General features: G+C 62.6%; 17 protein-coding genes and 1 tRNA gene. 6 read left to right on the plus strand and 12 right to left on the minus strand.

Annotated elements, in window-relative coordinates; genetic code table 11:
* The 4 genes from H6A21_RS04865 to H6A21_RS04880 all read right to left on the minus strand — a co-directional run.
* Window positions 1–536 (minus strand): histidinol dehydrogenase (locus H6A21_RS04865; protein WP_204560844.1); only part of this gene is annotated, 536 nt, incomplete at its 3' end.
* 204 nt (window positions 537–740) lie between these two features.
* A complete protein-coding gene (gene hisG, locus H6A21_RS04870) occupies window positions 741–2,396 on the minus strand; it encodes an ATP phosphoribosyltransferase (protein ID WP_204560853.1) in 1,656 nt (551 codons plus the stop codon).
* Window positions 2,397–2,612: 216 nt separating this feature from the next.
* Window positions 2,613–5,120, minus strand: coding sequence for a phosphoketolase family protein (locus tag H6A21_RS04875; RefSeq protein ID WP_204560855.1), 2,508 nt, complete (start codon window positions 5,118–5,120; stop codon window positions 2,613–2,615).
* Window positions 5,121–5,712: 592 nt separating this feature from the next.
* A complete protein-coding gene (locus tag H6A21_RS04880) occupies window positions 5,713–6,726 on the minus strand; it encodes a substrate-binding domain-containing protein (protein ID WP_204560857.1) in 1,014 nt (337 codons plus the stop codon).
* Between the two features lie 114 nt (window positions 6,727–6,840).
* On the opposite strand from H6A21_RS04880, the gene H6A21_RS04885 reads away from it, so the two are divergent.
* The 4 genes from H6A21_RS04885 (at window position 6,841) to H6A21_RS04900 (ending at window position 11,442) form a co-directional block, all read left to right on the plus strand.
* Entirely contained in the window at window positions 6,841–7,377 is a 537-nt protein-coding gene (locus H6A21_RS04885; RefSeq protein WP_239462673.1) for a Gx transporter family protein, read from the plus strand.
* On the plus strand, window positions 7,370–8,452 hold the full coding sequence (locus tag H6A21_RS04890; protein WP_239462674.1) for an FAD:protein FMN transferase: 1,083 nt from the start codon (window positions 7,370–7,372) through the stop codon (window positions 8,450–8,452). The genes H6A21_RS04885 and H6A21_RS04890 overlap by 8 nt, the downstream gene beginning before the upstream one ends.
* A 99-nt stretch (window positions 8,453–8,551) precedes the next feature.
* A complete protein-coding gene (locus tag H6A21_RS04895; protein WP_204560859.1) occupies window positions 8,552–8,875 on the plus strand; it encodes a hypothetical protein in 324 nt (107 codons plus the stop codon).
* A gap of 221 nt (window positions 8,876–9,096) precedes the next feature.
* Window positions 9,097–11,442 carry an S-layer homology domain-containing protein gene (locus H6A21_RS04900; RefSeq protein ID WP_204560861.1) on the plus strand — a complete coding sequence of 782 codons (2,346 nt, stop codon included), beginning with the start codon at window positions 9,097–9,099 and terminating at the stop codon, window positions 11,440–11,442.
* Between the two features lie 173 nt (window positions 11,443–11,615).
* Here the strand turns inward: H6A21_RS04900 and H6A21_RS04905 are convergent, their stop codons facing one another.
* The 5 genes from H6A21_RS04905 to H6A21_RS04925 form a co-directional block, all read right to left on the minus strand.
* A complete protein-coding gene (locus tag H6A21_RS04905; RefSeq protein WP_204560863.1) occupies window positions 11,616–11,879 on the minus strand; it encodes a hypothetical protein in 264 nt (87 codons plus the stop codon).
* A gap of 101 nt (window positions 11,880–11,980) precedes the next feature.
* Entirely contained in the window at window positions 11,981–12,625 is a 645-nt protein-coding gene (locus H6A21_RS04910; protein WP_204560865.1) for a GIY-YIG nuclease family protein, read from the minus strand.
* 386 nt (window positions 12,626–13,011) lie between these two features.
* Complete coding sequence (locus tag H6A21_RS11290; protein ID WP_369409937.1) at window positions 13,012–13,311, minus strand: type II toxin-antitoxin system YafQ family toxin; 300 nt, start codon at window positions 13,309–13,311, stop codon at window positions 13,012–13,014.
* Complete coding sequence (locus H6A21_RS04920) at window positions 13,302–13,574, minus strand: type II toxin-antitoxin system RelB/DinJ family antitoxin (protein ID WP_204560869.1); 273 nt, start codon at window positions 13,572–13,574, stop codon at window positions 13,302–13,304. Before H6A21_RS04920 ends, H6A21_RS11290 begins: the two co-directional genes overlap by 10 nt.
* A gap of 281 nt (window positions 13,575–13,855) precedes the next feature.
* A tRNA-Arg gene (locus H6A21_RS04925) sits at window positions 13,856–13,931 on the minus strand.
* Window positions 13,932–14,115: 184 nt separating this feature from the next.
* Between H6A21_RS04925 and H6A21_RS04930 the strand changes: the two genes are divergently transcribed.
* Complete coding sequence (locus H6A21_RS04930) at window positions 14,116–14,517, plus strand: hypothetical protein (protein ID WP_204560871.1); 402 nt, start codon at window positions 14,116–14,118, stop codon at window positions 14,515–14,517.
* Between the two features lie 94 nt (window positions 14,518–14,611).
* Here the strand turns inward: H6A21_RS04930 and H6A21_RS04935 are convergent, their stop codons facing one another.
* The 3 genes from H6A21_RS04935 to H6A21_RS04945 all read right to left on the minus strand — a co-directional run bounded on the left by H6A21_RS04935 (window position 14,612) and on the right by H6A21_RS04945 (window position 17,940).
* Window positions 14,612–14,773, minus strand: coding sequence for a hypothetical protein (locus H6A21_RS04935; RefSeq protein ID WP_204560873.1), 162 nt, complete (start codon window positions 14,771–14,773; stop codon window positions 14,612–14,614).
* A gap of 136 nt (window positions 14,774–14,909) precedes the next feature.
* Window positions 14,910–16,475 (minus strand): PTS transporter subunit EIIC, encoded by a 1,566-nt coding sequence (locus H6A21_RS04940; RefSeq protein ID WP_204560875.1) that lies wholly within the window; start codon window positions 16,473–16,475, stop codon window positions 14,910–14,912.
* A 139-nt stretch (window positions 16,476–16,614) separates the two neighbouring features.
* Entirely contained in the window at window positions 16,615–17,940 is a 1,326-nt protein-coding gene (locus H6A21_RS04945; protein ID WP_204560876.1) for a 6-phospho-alpha-glucosidase, read from the minus strand.
* Between the two features lie 309 nt (window positions 17,941–18,249).
* Between H6A21_RS04945 and H6A21_RS04950 the strand changes: the two genes are divergently transcribed.
* A complete protein-coding gene (locus H6A21_RS04950) occupies window positions 18,250–19,002 on the plus strand; it encodes an SIS domain-containing protein (protein ID WP_204560877.1) in 753 nt (250 codons plus the stop codon).
* Window positions 19,003–19,028 lie beyond the last annotated feature (26 nt).

The following is a 19,028-nucleotide window of genomic DNA, read 5'->3' on the forward strand; positions in this document are numbered from 1 at the left end:
ACCTTGGCCGCCGCGAGGGTGTAGGGCGAGATGGGGCAGGTGCCCGGCGCCGCATCGCGCTGGGGAGGCGTCACCATGATGACGCGCTCCACACCGGCGACCTTCGCGGGGATGGCGTTCATGAGGACCGTCGAGGGGTACTGCGCGCGCCCGCCCGGCACGTAGATGCCGGCCGCAGCGACCGGCGTCACCTTCACGCCGAGCATGGTGCCGTCCGCGCGCGTGGTGAACCACGACTGCTCGACCTCGCGCTCGTGGAAGTCGCGGATCTGCGCCGCGGCCTTCTCGAGTGCCGCCGTGAAGGTGGGGTCGAGCCCCTCGAGCGCCGCGTCGATCTGCTCCTGCGGCAGGCGGAAGCTCGTCAGCTCCACGCCGTCGAACTCTCGGCTGTAGCGACGCAACGCCTCGTCGCCCTCGGCGCGCACGGTATCGATGATCTGCTGCGCGGCGCGCGTGATGTCCGCCGGCAACACGCCCTCGCGGGTGAGCATGGCGGGTTTGAGCTTCTCGCCGGGTGCAAGCTCGATGGTCCTCATATCGCAATCGTCTCCTTCGCTGGACGCGCGTCCTGCTGAGCGCGAACGGGCGCATGGTGATGCCACCATGCGCCCGATTTTTCTCGTAGGGTCAACTTTATCACGATAAAGTTGCACGCGCACGGCGGAGCGCCCGCGTTACCGCGCGGCAACAATGTCCGTTTTCCCGTTTTCGGCGAGACCCGCCGGCACCACGCCCCGTCGTCAGCCGGCCACCGCGGCAAGGCGCTCGGCCAGCCGGCGCACGCGCGCGTCGAGGCGGGCGCGGCCGGGGTTCGCGAAGAAGCGGGCCGTGCACTCCATGACCTCACCGGTGATGACGAGGTCGTTCTCGCGCAGCGTCGTGCCGGTCGCCGTGATGTCCACGATGCGGTCCGACAGCCCCACGATGGGCCCGAGCTCGATGTTTCCGTGCAGCGACACGATGTCCGCGTTCACGCCGCGGCTCTCGTACCAGGCGCTCGCGATGCGCGGGTATTTCGTCGCCACGCGCAGGCTCCCGCGCCGCGCGTAGGCGCGCTCCGCCTCGCCGGCGCGCCAGGCGGGCTCGGCTTCGATGAAGCGGCAGGCACCGAACTGCAGGTCGACCAGCTGCAGCACGTTGAGGTCCGCCTCGATGAGCGAGTCGCGGCCGCAGATGCCGCAGTCCGCGCCGCCGAGTGCCACGAACGCCGGCGCATCGGTCGGCCGCACGATGATGTACTCCACGTCGCCGATCGCGTCTGCCCCCTCATGCGTGTCGCGCGCGCGGAAGATGAGGTGCCGGCCCGGGTCGCGCAAGCAGGCCACATCGAGCCCCGCCGCCTCGAGCACGCGCAGGGCGTCGGCGTTGAGCGAGCCCTTCGGCACCGCGATGCGCAAGGACGCTGCCTCGGGCACCTCATCCGTCGAGCGCGCGGCCTCCAGGCGCTCCAGCGAAAACGCCAGGCCCGCCGCCGGCACGTGCGGAGCCGCCGCGAGCACGCCGTCGAACACGGCGTCGTAGCGGCCGCCCGACCCGACGGCATCCGGGATGCCCGCCGCGTACACCTTGAACACGAGACCCGTGTAGTAGTCGAAGGAATTCATGAGCGAGAAGTCAAACGACAGGCGCTCGCGCGCCTCGGGAGCGCGTTCGGCGAGTGCGCCGTACAGTGCGCGCAGGTCCGCCGTGGCACCCGCGCCCGCGCCGATTCCCTCGAGCAGCTCGTCCACCCGATCGAGCACCTCGACGCCGCCGCTTAAGCGCGGCAGCTCGGTCAACGCGCGGCGGACGGGCGCGTCCTCGGCGCTCGCCGCGACGACATCGTCCAGGTCGACGAAGTCGTTCGCGTGCACGAGCGCGACGACCCGGTCCGCCAGCTCGCGTGAGCTGCAGCGCGCGAGCACCTCCTTGAAGGGACGGACGCTGCCGCACACGATGTGCCAAGCGGGCAGCTCGAGCGCGCGGACGGCCTCGATGGCAAGCGACACGACCTCGGCGTCGCCCGTCGCTCCCCCCTCCCCGATCAGCTCGAAGCCGAGCTGCGTGAACTGGCGCGTAAGCCCGCTGTTGCGCGACGCCGCGCGCACCACCGGCGCCTCGTAGCGCAGGCGCAGGGGCAGATCGTGCGCATCCATGCGGCTCGACACGAGGCGGACAATCGGCAGCGTGTTATCCGGGCGCACCACGAGGAAGCGGCCGTCCTCGTCGAACAGCTTGAACGGCGTGTCCGCCAGATGGCCGCCCGCGTCGAGCGCCGCCTTGTCCTCCAAGATGGGCGTCTCCACCGGCAGGTACCCGTGCCCCTTCAGGCACGCCTTGACCGTCAGCGCGATATCCTCGCGCGCCTGCGCCTCCTCCGGCAGAATGTCCCGAAAACCCCACGGAGTTGCCGTCATCGATGGCACCACCCCTCGATCGCATAACGTATCCAGACAAAACCGCCGGCACGCGGCCGGCGCTCATGAAGTGTTTCCTCGGCTACTTTAGCATACCGAAGTGCCCGTTGCCCCTCTATGCGATCTCATTACCAAACGATGACACCGCCACCGCACAGCAAAGGGCGCCCCGGAGCAGGTCCGGGGCGCCCTTGGTGTACATCGTGTGAGCTGTCGTTACTCGTTGTCGCCGGCGGTCATCTGGGTCGCGGAGAGCTCACCCTCGGTCGCAGCAGCGGCGTCGGGCCAGACCCAGTTGGTGAAGTCGGGGTGATCGAAGCCCTCGTCCACGGCGAAGCGGAACGCCTCCTCGCGGAAGTCCTCCCAAGCCTGGATCTGATCGGCGTACTTGTCGGCGTCGACCAGACGCAGCGCATCGGCACCGAGCGCCCAGCGGTCCATGTTGTTCAGGCGCAGCATGTCGAACGGCGTGGTCGTGGAGCCCTTCTCCTCGTAGCCGTGCACGCGGAAGGACTTGACGCCCGGGCGATCCCACAGGATGCGGTGGATGGTGCCCTCGTAGGCGTGGAAGCAGAAGAGCACCGGCTTGTTCTCGTCGCCGAAGAACTCGACGAAGCGCTCGTCGGAGATGGCCTGGTCGTTGTCGGCGAGGCACTGGATCTTCAGCAGGTCGACGACGTTCACGAACCACACCTTGATGCCGAGCTTCTTCAGCAGGTCGGTGGCGGCGAGCGCCTCCATGGTCGGCACGTCGCCGCAGGAGGCGATCACGAGGTCGGCGTCCTCGAGGCTGTCAGCGGTGCAGGCCCAATCCCACACGGCCAGACCCTCCTCGAGCTCGGCCTTCGCCTCGTCGACGGTCACGAACGTCGGGGCGGGCTGCTTGCCGCAGAAGATGGCGTTCACGCAATTCGTGGACTGGTAGCAGCGCTCGGCCACGGCGAGGGCCATGTTGGCGTCGCACGGATAGTAGGCGTTCACGATGTGCGTGTCGTTGGCCTTGTTGAGCAGAAGGTCGATGAAGCCGGGGTCCTGGTGCGAGAAGCCGTTGTGGTCCTGGCGCCACACGTGGCTCGTAAGCAGGATGTTCAGACCGGAGATGGGCTTGCGCCACGGGATCTCGCGCACCGTGGCCTCGAGCCACTTGCAGTGCTGGTTGACCATGGAGTCGACCACGTGCACGAAGCTCTCGTAGGAGCTCCACACGCCGTGGCGGCCGGTCAGCAGGTAGGCCTCGAGGAAGCCCTCGCACTGGTGCTCGGACAGCTGCTCGATGACCTTGCCGGACGTGGCCAGCAGCTCATCGTTGTCGGCGTCGGCGTGGTAGCCGGCCTCCCACTGCTTCTTGGTCACCTTGTAGGCGTCCTGCAGGCGGTTCGACGCGGTCTCGTCGGGGCCGAAGATGCGGAAGTCGTCGTTCGCGGCGAGCACGTCGGCGGTGTAGGCGCCGAAGACGCGCGCGGCCTCGGTAGAGCCCCAGCCGTGGCCCTTCTCGGCGACCGGCACCTCATGGGCGTGAATGTCGGGCAGCACGAGGTCCTGACGGATGACGCCGCCGTTGGCGTTGGGGTTGGCGCCGATGCGCAGGTCGCCCTTGGGCATGAAGTCGGTCACCTCGGGACGGATCTGGCCCTCCGGGGTGAACAGCTCCTCGGGCATGTAGGAGCGCAGCCAGGCGCGCAGGACGCGGAAGTGCTCGTGGGTGTCGTTGGCGCTCGCCAGCGGCACCTGGTGGGCACGCCAGGAGTCCTCGGTCTTCTTGCCGTCAATGTGCTTGGGGCACGTCCAGCCCTTGGGCGTGCGGAAGATGATCATCGGGTAGATCGGGCGGGTCTCCACGCCAGTCTCGGCGCACGCCTTGATGTCGCAGATCTCGTTGAAGACCTCCTCGAGCAGGTTCGCGAAGCGCGCATGGATGGACATGTGCGGCTCGTTGTCGAAGCCGGCCATGAAGAAGTGCGGCTTGTAGCCCATGCCCTCGAAGAACTTGGTGAGCTCCTCGTCGGAGATGCGGGCGAGGATGGTCGGGTTGGCGATCTTGTAGCCGTTGAGGTGCAGGATCGGCAGCACGATGCCGTCGGTGCGCGGATTCACGAGCTTGTTGGACTGCCAGGAGGTGGCGAGCGCCGCGGTCTCGGCCTCACCGTCGCCCACCACGGCCACGGCCAGAAGGCTCGGGTTGTCCATCACGGCGCCGTAGGCATGAGACAGCGTGTAGCCGAGCTCGCCGCCCTCGTGGATGGAGCCGGGGGTCTCGGGGGCGAAGTGGCTGGGGATGCCGCCGGGGTAGGAGAACTGGCGGAAGAACTTCTGCAGACCGGCCTCGTCATCGGTGATGTCGGGACGGATCTCGCGGTAGGTGCCGTCGAGCAGGGACTGCGCGGTGCCGGCCGGGCCGCCGTGACCGGGGCCCATGAGGAACACGGTGTTCTGCTGGTGATCGGCGATGAGGCGGTTCACATGGCCGAACAGGAAGTTGATGCCCGGCGTGGTGCCCCAGTGACCGACGAGACGGTGCTTGACGTCCTTGCGGCCGAAGTCGCGGACCTCACCCGTCTTCTCGTCAACCCAATCCTTCTTCATGAGGGGATTGGAACGCAGGTAGATCTGACCGACCGAGAGGTAGTTGGCGCAGCGCCAGTACTTCTCGACACCGGAAAGGGACTCAGTGCTCACCGAGCCGTTGAGCTTCTTCCACGGTGTTCCGATCACAGGGTTGGACATGTGCTCCTCCTTTTCCATCACGCCGGACGGGCGCGCCCGGCGGTTACGGTTATGCAACCTGATGAGGACGTGGGCAGGACGGGCGGAATCGGTTGGCGCACGCAGGCAGGGGTTCCGCATGCGCCCGCCTTCAAGCCGCAAGGGGCTCTCGGGCCGGCCGGATTCCGCTCATCCAGCACGTCAAGCACAGTATAAGTGGTAAAACGTTTTATCACCACGAAGTTTTCTCGTTTTATTCCGTAAGGGTTGTATCAGCTGAGCGTAAGACCGCACAGGTCACACCACCTATTCGCTCGCCGTGGCGCCCCGTTCGCCGCCCTCATGCGCCAGAGGTGCAAACGGGGGTGTTTATCAGGTGTTTTGCCAGTCTGCCGTCGTGCATCACGCTTGTCTGTTCCCACTAAAACACAAGGTAGATGCTTTGTTTTGAACCCCATTCTGCACGAGCCACAAGCCGCTCGCGAGCATCGCAATTCCTTCACACTCGCTACCGTTTAGCGACTGTTTACTACCGTTCAGCTTAAATCTGCCAAAACGGACAGACAGCATACAACTGCGCTGCCGGCAGGCGGCATGCCGCAGGCAGCGCCCGTTAACGCGCCGCCACGCTCTCCTTGATGACCAGATGGGGTTTGAGCACGCGCTCGACCGGGTCCGAGGCGGGGTTATCCAGACGGCGCATCATGAGGCCCGCCGCATGGTGCGACAGCTCGCCGACGTTCTGCTCGATGGAGGTCAGCGCGGGCTCGAACAGGGCATCGGCCGCGCTGTTGTCGTAGCTCACGAGCGAATAGTCGCGCGGGATGCGCTTGCCCGCCTCGTGCACGCGCTTGAGCAGGCCGAGCGCGATGTTGTCAGAGGAGGCGAAAATCGCCGTCGCGTCGCTCGCGAGCACGCCGCGCGCCGCCTCGTAGGCGCTCGAGATGTAGTACTCGGTCTCGAACACGAGCGACATGTCCGGCTCGAAGCCGGACTCGCGCAGTGCGCGCAGATAGCCGCTCAGGCGCTTGCGGCCGGTGATGGTCTTCGCCGCGTTCACCATGCAGGCGATCCGGCGGTGCCCCATCTGCAGCAGGTAGCGCGTCGCCATGTAACCGCCCAGCTCGTGATCGAACAGCACCTTGTCGCACGCAAGCTCGTCGACGACACGGTCGACCATGACATAGGGCACGGGCAGGTTCACGAGCTCGTCAAAGAGCGCCTGGTTGTCGGGCACCTCGTCGCCCACCACGAGGAACATCCCGTCCACGCCGCGCGTGACCAGCAGGTTCAACAGGTCGATATCGTTTTGCGGCAGACCGTCGGAGTTCGTGATGAACAGGGCGTAGCCGGCCGCCCGGCAGCGCTGCTCGAGGTTTTTGGCGAGCGACGAGAAGAAGCGGCTCTCGATGTTGGGGACGATGAGGCCGAGCGTCTTGGAGCGCTGCGTCACGAGGCTGCGCGCGATCTGGTTGGGGATGTAGTGCTCGCGGGCGGCGACCTCCTTGATGCGCCGGCGGTTCTCCTCCGAGATGCGGCACGGGCGGTTGTTCAACACAAGGGAAACGGAGGCGGGCGACAGCCCCACCTCGCGTGCGATCTGCTTGAGTGTCACCTTGTTGGCCACGCTGTTGCGCTCCTTCGCATCACCGCGGGTACATCGACCATGCATCCATATTCTTATCGTGGTTCATACGCCGCTGATATATACAGCATTGTGTTCCCTATAATAACCAGCATGATGAATCAGCGCGACAGAAACCTACGAACCCCTATATCGCCCGGACAGCGCGTCGCGCGCTACGGGCTGCTGACCGCGCTCGCGCTCGTCGCCGGCTACCTGGAGATGCTCATCCCGCTTCCCGTCGGCATCCCGGGCGTGAAGCTCGGGCTCGGCAACGCGGTCGTGCTGTTCGCGCTCGCGCGCATGGGCGCGCGGCCCGCGTTCTACCTTATGCTCGCCAAGGTCCTGTGCTCGGCGCTTCTGTTCTCGAACCCCCAGGTGCTCATGTTCAGCCTGGCAGGGGGCCTGCTCTCGTGGCTTGTCATGGCGGCGGCCGTCCGCTTCACCCCGCTTTCCGAGGTCGGTGTGTCGGTTTTGGGCGGCGTGGCCCATAATGCCGGGCAGCTCGCGATCGTGGCGCTCGTGCTCTCGCCCCATACCGCGCTCGCCGCCGCACCCGTGCTCGGTATCTCGGGCGTGGTCTGCGGCGCGCTCATCGGCCTGGTCCTGCGCGGCGTGCTCGCGGCGATCCCCGAAGGAGACCTTCATGAATAGAACCGGCACAGGCCTGCATATGCACGCTCCTGCGACCGTCCTGTCGCGCCGCGGCGCGCTTGCCGCACTTGCCGCGGGCGCCTGCGCCCTTCCGCTTGCGGGCTGCAACGACGCCGGCACGAGCGTTTCGGCATCCTCCAAAGACGCGCCCGCCAACGGCTCGACCTTCGCGTTCGACACCTACTGCAGCTTCACGGTCTATGGCGACGACGCCGCGCTCGCCCGCCTCAGCGAGGCGTGCGCGCACTACGACGCCCTCTTCAACGGCTACGACGGGGAAAGCGACATCGCGCGCATCAATGCCGCCGCCGGCGCCCCGGTTGAGGTCGACCCCGCCTGCGCGGACATCATCGCGCAGGCGCTCGCCTGGTGCGAGCAGGCAGACGGCCTGTTCGACATCACCATCGGCGCCGTGTCCTACCTCTGGGATTTCGAGGACGGCATCAAGCCCTCAGACGATGAGATCGCCGCCGCCCTCACCCATGTGGACTGGCGCGGCGTGCACGTCGACACGAAGGCGAATACCGTCCAGCTCGACGACCCGGCCGCCAGGCTCGACCTCGGCGGCATCGCCAAGGGGTATGTCGCCGACCGTCTGGTGGAACTGCTGCGCGACGAGACGGAGGCGAGCGCCGCCATGATCTCGCTCGGCGGCAACATCGCGCTGTTCGGCGAGAAGCCCGACGGCAGCCCCTGGGCCATCGGCGTGCGCGACCCGAACGACCCCGGCGGCAGCACGACCGTGGGCACCGTGTATCTGGACCGCGAGGCGTCCGTGGTGACGAGCGGCCTGTACGAGCGGACCTTCGAGCTTGACGGCATCACCTACTGGCACATCCTGGACCCGCGCTGTGGCATGCCCGTGGCGACCGACACCGTGAGCGACACGGTGGTGTGCCCCTCCTCCACCACAGCGGACGCGCTGTCGACCACGCTCTTCGTGGCGGGCAGCGCGCGCGGCAGCGAGATCGCCGACGCTCATGACGACACGGCCGCCTATTTCTTGCTGCAAGACGGCAGCGCGGCGGAAAGCACCCGCTGGCAAGACCTCACGGACTTCGACGCGAAGGCGTAGAGCGCCCCTGCACGCCAGGCCGTTGCGCGCGATCATGTCCACGCGGGGTCATAGGATGCTCCTGACACGAACATATGATCGATTGTGCAGGAGGGCATCATGGTTGGATATCCGCGACGCGCATCGCTTGCCGGACGGTGCGGCATCCCGGTCGAGAGCAATCGCATCTACGTGAGGGTGGACATGGCGACCGAATCGCTCTCGCCCACCGAACGGGGCGAGCACCCGGTGCGCTTGTGGTGGCCGGATGGCCGCTCATGGCATATCGAGAGCGTCTACAGCGTGCGGACCTTCGGGCGCGCCATCTTCGGCAACCTATGCGTGAAGTGGACCGTCTGCATTCGCCATGAGCCCAAGGTCATCTGGTGGGAGGGCGGTCGCTGGTTCGTGGCGAAGCGCAGCGGCGTGGCCACCCGGCCATAAGGACGCGAGCCGAGCGGCGCGCCCGCCGCGGCGAGACGCCTCGCGCGCCCACCCCAAAAATTCGACCGCTGGCGCACGCGGCTTGCGCCTGAAAAAGCTCGTTCATGCCACACCGGTTGAGACGTCTCGCGCGCCCCCATACGGTAAAGCAAGCTGTCGGATCGCCGCTCCGATGGGACTCGGGTCGGAGCGGTGCCCCTGAAAAGAAAGGACGCGTGCATATGAATCGCAAGCAACCGCACAGCCCGCTGAAGCTCTCGGCTCGCGCAGCCTCGACGCTCGTGCTCGCCGTCAGCATCCTCCCCTTGGGTGCCGTACCCGCCGTCGCCCAGGAACAGAGCATGGTCGACCAGGTCGCCGAAGCGGCCGCCCAGATCAAGGAACAGGGCTTCTCCACGCTCGGCACCCAGGCGTACAACTGGCGTGAGGGATCGGGCGCCATCGGGCTGCAGGCCTCCTACCCCGCGAAGTACGATCTGCGCGACGAGGGCGTCGTGACCCCGGTCAAGTTCCAGAACCCCTGGGGTACCTGCTGGGGCTTCTCGGCCATCGCGGCCTCGGAGACGAGCATCCTCTCCGAGCTCAAGGCCGCGGGCGCAGACTACAGCGCAAGCTCCCCGTTCTACGACCTCTCCGAGCGCCAGCTCGCCTGGTTCGCCTACTCCCCCATCCCCGAGGGCGATGACAGCGGCCAGGGCGGAGAGGGCATGGTCGCCGTGACCGATGACGAAAACTCCCTGTTCAACAACGGCGGCCTTCCCGTCTTCGCCACGTCCATCTTCTCCTCCGGCATCGGCCCGCTGACCGAGGAGGATGCCCCCCATCGCAACGACGAGGGCATCATCGACTACCAGACCGACGAGGAGGGCAACAAGGTTCTCGACGAGAACGGCGACCCCATCCCGCTGTGGTACGCCATGGAGGGCACATGGAAGCTCGATGAGAGCCTTCGCTTCAAGCAGGCGATCGACCTTGAGCAGACGTTCATCCTGCCCGTCCCGGCCACGTTCAAGGAGGTCTATAACGAGGAGAGCGACGCGTACGATACCGTCTACGAATATAACGGCGAGGCCACCGATGCCATCAAGGACCAGCTGATGCAGGGCCGCGCCGTGTCTATCGCCTTCTGTGCGGACCAGTCCCTGCCCGGGCAGCCCAGCGCCGAGCAGTTCCTCAACCCCGACACCTGGGCTCACTACACCTATTCGCCCATGCAGGCGAACCACGCTGTCACCATCGTCGGCTGGGACGACACCTACTCGAAGGACAACTTCACCGAGGGCCATCAGCCTCCCGCCGACGGCGCGTGGATCGTCAAGAACAGCTGGGGCGCCGCCGACAACGAGTTCCCCAACAAGAACGGCTGGGGCATCGACGGCAACGGCTACTTCTACCTTTCGCACTACGACCAGTCCCTCGTGACCGCCGAGACGTTCGACTACAACACGGCAAGCATCGGCACGCGCGACGCGTACTATGCCAACCAGTACGACTACATGCCCTCCTCTGCCGCGTTCTCCGAGACCTCTGAGGACAAACTGTCTGCGGCAAACATCTTCACAGCCGAAGACGACCAGCTGGTGACGACGCTTACGGCCGAGACGACCGCCCCGAACACCACGGTCACCTACGAGCTATATCTGCTGAACGACGGCTACACCTCCCCCACCGATGGCAAGAAGGTAGCCGAGGTGACCGAGACGTATCAGTACGGCGGCTTCCATCGCGCCGAGCTGTCCGGCAACCAGCAGCTCGCGGTGCCCGCAGGCGCCTCGTTCTCCGTCGTGGTCACGCAACGCGTCGCCGATGAGTACACCTGCTCCATCGAGGTGGGCAACAGCAAGAAGGCGATTGACGAGCACAACGACGCGATGCGTGAGCTGCTCATCATGTTCACCATCGACTCCGTGTTCGAAGAGCACCCCGAATGGGACCCGGAGAACGAGGAGGACTACCAGAAGGCATACGATGAGGCGGCCGAGATCGTCGACGCTATGATCGAGCTGGGCATCATCACGCAGGTCACGACCTACAACAAGGGCGTCGTCAACGAGGGCGAGAGCTTCATGTACACCGACGGCGCCTGGGTCGACGAGACGGACATCATCGATCGGCTCGAGGCTGCCGACGAGGGTCTCTACACCTACGACAACTTCGCCATCAAGGCCTATGCCGAGGAGCTGGAGAGCCCGTTTGAGGACGTTTCCGCCGGCGACTGGTACTACAGCGCCGTCGATTACGCCAACACCAACGGCATCATGACCGGCTACAGCGATGATACGTTCGGCGTGGGCGACCCTCTCACCCGCGAGCAGCTTGCCCGCATCGTGGCGAACGCCGTGGACGGCGTGGCGACCGACCCCGACGCCGCGAAGGATATGCCCGACGCCGACAAGGTCTCCGACTGGGCGGTCGACAACGCCGCTTGGGCTATCGAGAACGGCGTCATCAACGGCGTCGAGACCGAGAACGGCCGCGAGATCAAGCCGCAGGGCGAGGTCACGTGCGCTCAGATGGCCACCGTCATGATGAACGCGATCGAGGGCGGCATCCTGCAGCAGAAGTAAGGGCTGTCGCACACAGCGAGTGCGAGTAAGACGCGCTCATAGGACGCCGGGGCGCGGACAGAGGCGTTCGCGCCCCGGCGCTTTTGGCGGTGTATATAAATCCCAGGAAACGATGACCAAAAGCCTTCGCAGTCAAAACTCCAAGGGATGAAGTGTCTTTGATCAGCATTTCCCTAGAACGACTTTCCGAACCCCTTCCCTAATATGGCATCGACAAGAAAAGCGTTCGAGAACCTCGTGTACATGCAGGACCCCTTCCTAAGCATCTCCGCGTTGAGTCGATAACAGGCGTCGAGAACTTCAGGGTCGGCGATAAGCGATGCAAGGCATCCCAGCGTGTCAAAGTGGGCAGTTACGACATCATCTACAGATCGGTAGCCCCCACTTCCAATCCATGCACCATCATGGCGGCGCGAGTCTCCAGCAAGACCCTTCATGTTGAGAAACCCCCAAAGCTCGGACCCATCCTCAAAGATCGTTAGCGTTTCGACATTTCCAACTGAAAGACAGCACAGAACGGTTTCGCCTCTTCTTTTCGTCATTGCCGTTGCCGTCCAAAGGGAACAGCCAAAACGTCAGGAGCGGGAATGGTCTCGTGCACATAACCGGAGAGAACCCTCAGAAGCTCAGGCCACCATGAGGAGTGGGCAAGCTTTTTGTAACGCCCCAGCATATTCTTGGTGTGATTCTGCGGACCGGCACCACAAGAAACTGATGATGCACGCGGCCGTTTCGAGCGTTCCCAAGGCACCTCGACACCAAATCCGCCCACCACTTCAATGCGCAAATTCCCAGCGCCACCAGGCCTCCCCGTCTTCATGAGATTGCGCAGACTGAGCCCCTTGCGTTCGAAAGCCGCAATTGCCCGCGTCTCAGCTTCATCAAGTTCGTAATCGCTCCCCCGCACCTCCGAGAAAAGCATCCGAACCGGCTCAATGGGCGGATTTGCATGGCGCCACTCATGAAGATGCTGTTGATGACGAGCCCTCACATCCACCGACTTTGCGACATACCACGTTCCGTCAGAGAGTTCGTAGGCGTATATCCCGCGACAGCCATCATCCGGCAAGTCGCATGCGATCGACCTGCCGCCGTCAAGCCGAAGTTCGCGAAACGTCATGCTACTCTCCGGTTTTATCAATGTCGCCTCACCACCCACACAACCATCCCGCTTGTTCATCATCACAGCATCATGTCATCAATACCATTATGAAAGCTCAGATACCGCGCTTTTAGCCAAGTGGCCTTGTTGTCGATCGCTGCAATGCCGAGAAGATTGCTCCGCTTCACTTGTGCCTTGATCGAGCGCTCGCGGACCCGCAGCGCCGCCGAGAACCGTAAGATCGCCCAGCCGGAGGCGAGATAATCACATCACCTTTACCGTGATTCGAGCCAATTCGTGTGTACGCAGGAAGACACAAGGGCGATTAGCAACCGTAGATTCTGAGCCGACCGGAAGCCCCCAATCCACCAATAGTGAGAAGATTCACCCGTCATTTGCATTGATTATCAAGAGGCCATCGTACGGGAGCCGAGCACCCCTCGCCAACGAGAGCGATGATCGCATCGCTATCGGAATATCTCATCGTGGGTACCCGTTCTTTGAAGAAACGCGACGCCCTCCACCTCGCGCCAAACGAGAAGCCAATCGCCTGCATTCGCAACATGGCACTCGCTACTGCCCCGCCAGGCTCCCTTGAGACTATGCATGCGATGGCGACGGCGCAGCTCCTCGCGCGAGCTCGATGTGTTTTCAATAATCAAGTCAATCACGCATGCCAAATCGCGTTCATCAAGCCCCCGTTTTCTAATTCTCTTAAGGTCTCGTGAGAATGACGGCGTAAATGACGCTTTGAGCTTCACGCACACTCACCCGCTGCAGCAAGCAGGGAAGCGGCATCATCATACAGTTCATAGTCCCCAGAGGCTATCGCGTCATCCGTCTCCGCGATCGCACGAAGGCTCTCCTCGTTCGGCTCATACGACTGGAAATTGAGAGGAATGGAATGTTCACGAACCATCTGTGTGTAGAAAGCTCTCGTAACCGAGCCGAGATCGAGGCCGTAATACTCGGCGACCTTAGATGCTTCCGCCTTCAAATCATCGTTCAGCCTAATTGTCAGCGTCGCCATTTCCTCACCCCGTAATACCTGTTCATACACATATCTCTTGTTGAAGTATACCCACTTCAATTGACTTCAATTGAAGTATTTAGGTCGCTCAGCACCCATAGATAATTTGAACCGTTCCTGCCCGTGCTGGCGCCAGCACACATGACGTGTCGACGGAAGACCAAACTTGCCTTTCGCCGTCATCGTAATACCGACTTCATAACATGCCGCAAGCGTCCACAATAGCCGGTAAAAGCAAACAGGCCAGAAGCCAACACGGCATCTGACCTGCTATTTACTACTGGTGCCCCCGGGCAGATTCGAACTGTCGACACCCGCTTTAGGAGAGCGGTGCTCTATCCCCTGAGCTACGGAGGCAAGTAACGAGCATTCTAACAGATTAAAAGCAATTGCACGCGATACATCACCCAGGCATCCGCTTTTTCGCATATACGCGGCCGACCCATCGCCTGAGCAGGTATTATTAGGTCGATTACTCACCCATTCGGCCGTGCGCGTCAACGCGCTCGGCCCCCTCAACTCGCCAGTGAGGAGCATCCACATGTCACCCAATCGCAAGTACCTCAAGATCGTGAGTCTGCTGCAGGTCGTCGTCGCCCTTGCAGCGCTGGTCTTCGGCATCATCGCCTTTACCGGAATGAACTCCGCCGAGGGCGACACCGGCGTTCTCGTCGTCCTTTCGGCAAGCGTCGACGGCGTCCTCTACCTGCTGTGCGCCGCGTTGAGCTTTATCACCGCCTTCATGGGCATCCAGGGCGCCAACCGCCCGAGCGCGCTCGGCAGCCATCGCGTGCTCTCCGTCCTGACCGCCCTCGCCGGCATCGTCACCTGTATTATCGGCGGCCTCAACCAGGAGATCCCCATCCTCGGCGCAATCGTCGTTCTGTTCGGTCTCGCCGCAGCCGTCTTCGACACGCTGGTCCGCAAGGAGCTCGACCGCTAACGGGAAAGACTCGCCCAAGCATTGCATACGGAAAAGCCGGGGTCCCACCCCGGCTTTTTTCATGCGAAGAATTGTCGGGCATCGCCACAGGAGGCTAATCCCACGGATCGCGTTCGAACAGCGGCTCTGGTTCCGGCCGGAGATCCGAATACGGATCGTAGCCGTCATCGTCCTCGTTCTCCGCCCGGATGAACGGATCGCGCGGCGCCCTGTCTTTCTTCCGATCTGCCTGCAAACGCTTATCCTTATCACCCATAACACGCCCCCAGCTCTCATGCCCGATGCGAAAGACCTTTCCGCCCCATTTTCCCATAACGCAAAAGGCGGGCGACTCCGAAATGGAGCCGCACCCGCCTCCTACAGGCATGATGGACCGCCGTGTCGTTTGGGTCCTATTCCATGCCGAGCGTTTCTCGCATCTGCGTGGCGTAGTTCGCCGCCATCTGGCCGTACACGATTTGCACGCCACCGGCCACATGCACGATACCGCGTGCCTCGAGTTTGTCAGTAAACACCTTGTCATCAGCCACCTTGCTGCAATCGTTCAGCTGAAGACGCAGGCGGGTGAAACATGCCTCGGCGCTTTTAATGTTATCGGGGCCACCGACAGCTTCGATGATGAGCGGGATGAGTTTGCTCGCGGGAGCCTTTTCGACCTTTGAGCCCTCGGAGTCCCCTTCGGGGAGTTCGCGACCGGGCGTCTTCAGGTTCATGCGAACAATCAGGGTCTTGAAGACGAGATAATACGTCGCGAACCAAATCGGCCCGAGTACGAGAATCCACATCCACCCAGAACCCTTGCCAGCGCCCAGGATGCCGTTGAAGATCAGCGACAGCAGCGGGCCGCCGAATGTTGCTGACCCCGCAACGTTGAAGTTGAGCAGGAACGTAAAAGCGTACGCCAAACCGGCCATGATGGCATGCACCAGGTACAACACCGGCGCAATGAAAAGGAAGGAGTACTCAAGCGGCTCAGTGATGCCGGAAAGCACACACGGGATGACGAGTGCGATCATGAGCGCAGCGGTCTTCTTTTTGTTCTCCGGCAACGCCGTCTTGTAGAAGGCGAGCGCGGCACCGGGAAGACCGAACATGGCGAAGATGACCTTGCCGTTCATCACGAAACGACTCACATTGATATCGAACGGCGTGGTGGCTGACCCCAGGATAGCGCTGTAGATGTTCACGGCGCCTGAGATGGTCTCACCGTCGATGACCTCGGTTCCACCCAGAGAGGTGAAGAAGAACGGCAGATAGACAAAGTGATGCAGCCCGAACGGCAGAAGCAGGCGCTCGCCGGCGCCGTAGACGAACGAGCCGAATACGCCGGTGGCGCGGATGAAATCGGACAGCGCCCCCAAGGCCGTCTGGATGAACGGGAATACAAAAGAGAGCACCAGCGCCAACGCGCTGCATCCCACGATTGTCACGGCGGGAATGAACTTCACACCATTGAAAATGGAAAGCGCTGCGGGAAGCTCAATCTTGTAGAAGCGGTTGTGCAGATACGCAACGAGGGCTCCGACCAGCAAGCCGCCAATGACGCCCGTATCGAGCGTAACGGTTCCCAAGATGTTGCTCTGACCAGTAGCCAGGTTCTCGGGATCGATAGTCCCTATCGCCGTCAGGAAGGTCCCCATAACGGCGTTGAGCGTCATGTAGCCGATCATTCCGCAGAGAGCCGCAGTCGCCTTCTCGCCGCGCGCAAAACCGTAGGCCAGACACACCGCGAAGATGAGCGGGATGTTGTTCATCACAACGCCCGCCGCGGCCTTCAGGATCGAAAAGAAGATCGCGAGCGCTGGGGTCCCAAGCCATGGTACGTATTCCAGCAGCATGGGACTCGTGAACGCGTTGCCGAAGCCCTGCAGGATGCCCGCGATGGGCAAGATCAGCACGGGCGTCATCAGGACCTTACCCAAGCGCTGGAACTTGGCCAGCAATTCGTCTTTGTTCATGTTTTTTGTCCCCTCTGTAGCCGGGGCGCGAAAACGTCCCTCGCGCCCCTCGGGTTGCTTCAGCGCGCCGCATGCCGGCGCGCCGCAGACTGCTCCCCCTGTCATAAGCGTCCGCAGCGCGTCGGCCACAGGCGATTCGCTAGCGAAGCTCCGGCCAGTAGTCCTTGTTGGCCTCAATCAGGACGTCGAGGATCTTGCGGGCCTTCTTGGCATCTCCCACCAGGCGGTTGAGCGTCAGCGCCTGCAGGGCCTTCTCGTAAGACCCCTCCATCCAGGCCTCGACGGTCAAGCGCTCATAGGCGTACTGGTTCTCCATGAGACCGCGGTAGAACGTACCGATCTTACCCACGGCATAGGGGTCCGGACCGTTCTTGCCCACGCTTGCGGCGACCTCGACCATGGCGTCGTCGGGCATGCCTTCGATGATGCCGTCGTTGCGGACCATGACGATGAAGGTTTTGCGGGTGTTCCGATAGATTGCCGAAGAGACCTCGACGATCATGTCGCCATGGGCATCGTTTTGCACGACGGAGGAGCCCTTTGCGGTACCCACCTCGGCCACGCGGCGGCACTCGGCGAACACGCGCTTCTCGCGGCCGTTAATGACCTCGTCGGAGCGGGTGTAGTTGGGATCAAGGTGCGCGAGCTTGTACTCAGGGTAGAGGTAGTACTGCAGGTAGGTGTTCGGCAGGTAGTCGGGGAAATCTGCCAGCATGTCCTTCACCATGGCATACGTATCGAGCCAGGATTGATCGCGCTGCTCGGCATCGGCGGGAAGGAAACCGTTCTTGGCCGTGTACTCTTTCACCTGCGGCACGAGGTCGTTTCCCTCCTCGTCGTACAGATGCGTGAACCAGCCGAAATGGTTGAGACCAAAATACACGGGTTCCACGTTGGTCATGTCGCGACCGAGCAGACGACCGTAGGAGCGAAGCAGGTTCACCGGCTGGTCGCAGATGTTGAGCACGCGCTTCTCATCCGGGAAGATGCGATCCAAGCCGTACGCCACGATCGCCGCCGGGTTGGTGTAGTTGATAATCCATGCCTCGGGACTGCGCTCGCGAACATCGTTCACGATCTCGACCATATCGCGCATGGAGCGCATGCCGTACGCCATGCCGCCGGGACCGACCGTCTCCTGGCCGATGATGCCCATAGACAGCGGAATCTTCTCATCCTTGCTGCGCATCTCGTAGCCACCGGTACGTATCTGGCACAGGGCAAAATCGATGTCGGTGTAGGCGACGTCCTTATCGGTGGTGTAGATGAATTCGACGTCGGGCGCCTCCTCGGCAAACAGGATCTTGCCGAACTCGCCGATGGGCTCCTGGCGCTCCGCATCGATGTCATAGAGGCAAACGCGGTTCAACGGGAAAATGTCGAGATGCTTGGTAAGCGCCTTGAGAATACCCGGGCACCATGTGGAGCCGCCGCCGATAAGTACGATGTTGAGCTTGTCTTTCATGAGTAATGCTCCCCTCACAAGGGTCGACTGACGCGGTGCGGGGGAATGCGATGCGGCTCCGCGGCTACCGTCCCCGCGTCCCTCCGTTGACCATATTGTGCGGCATGAACTCGAGCATTAATGCCTTGAGCAGGGGAAACGGCTGTGTGACACATCGGTTCGCGCACAACACAAAGTTGTGTCGTGCGACACGCCGAGCAGACGCCGCTGACGAACGAGATCTGACCGTATGCGGACAAACCCCTTCGAGAACGAGCGGAGCCATGGGATATTACAATGCTTGTATGTTTGAGGGGAGGTGTCACCATCGTGCAGGATTCGTTTTACGAACACGTCAAGTCGGGAGAAAAGCACCTCAATGACCTGGAGTCCCAGATCCTTCGTTACATTATCTCGCTGCACAGCGATCTCGAGCAGGCAACATCGAAAGGCATCGCGGCGCACTTCTACGTCGCGCCCAACACAATTGTTCGCCTAGCCCATAAACTGGGGTTCACGGGTTTTACCGACCTGAAGCACTCCTATCTCCTCTCGCTCGAACGCAACCGCTACGCCATCGAGACCATTCCGCTCGACCTGCAGATCATCCAGACGAAAGATCTCGTGCACGACCAAACGATTGAGGCGGTTGCCCGCGCCATCGAGCGCGCTGAGCATATCGTCTTCTTCTGCTCAGGCCTCTCGAAATTCCCCTGCCTGGAAATGGAGGAAAAACTCCGTGTTATGGGCAAGAACACCGACACGCTGTTCGAGCGCCACGTGATGCGTCACTACGCAGAGCAGCTCGGACAAAAAGACCTTGTGTTCAGCGTGTCCATCAGCGGCGAGACCGAAGTGTCCCTTGAGGCAACCTCTATCGCGAAAAGTCGCGGCAGCACGATCGTGACTATGACGGGACTGTCCAAGAACTCGCTATCTAAGCTTGCAGACATTCCCCTGTTCACAGTCGAGAAGCAGATCCGCTATGGCGACATGGACCTCGATAGTCGCCTGATGTTCCACTACGTGTTTGAAATGGTGTTCGAACGCTTCTTCGAGCACGTCCAGCGGGCACACGAATAGCGACGAAGCCGTTAGAATCCCGAGAA

The sequence above is a fragment of the Collinsella tanakaei genome, from assembly GCF_016902615.1.
In the GTDB taxonomy this organism is placed as follows: Bacteria; Actinomycetota; Coriobacteriia; order Coriobacteriales; family Coriobacteriaceae; genus Collinsella; species Collinsella tanakaei_A.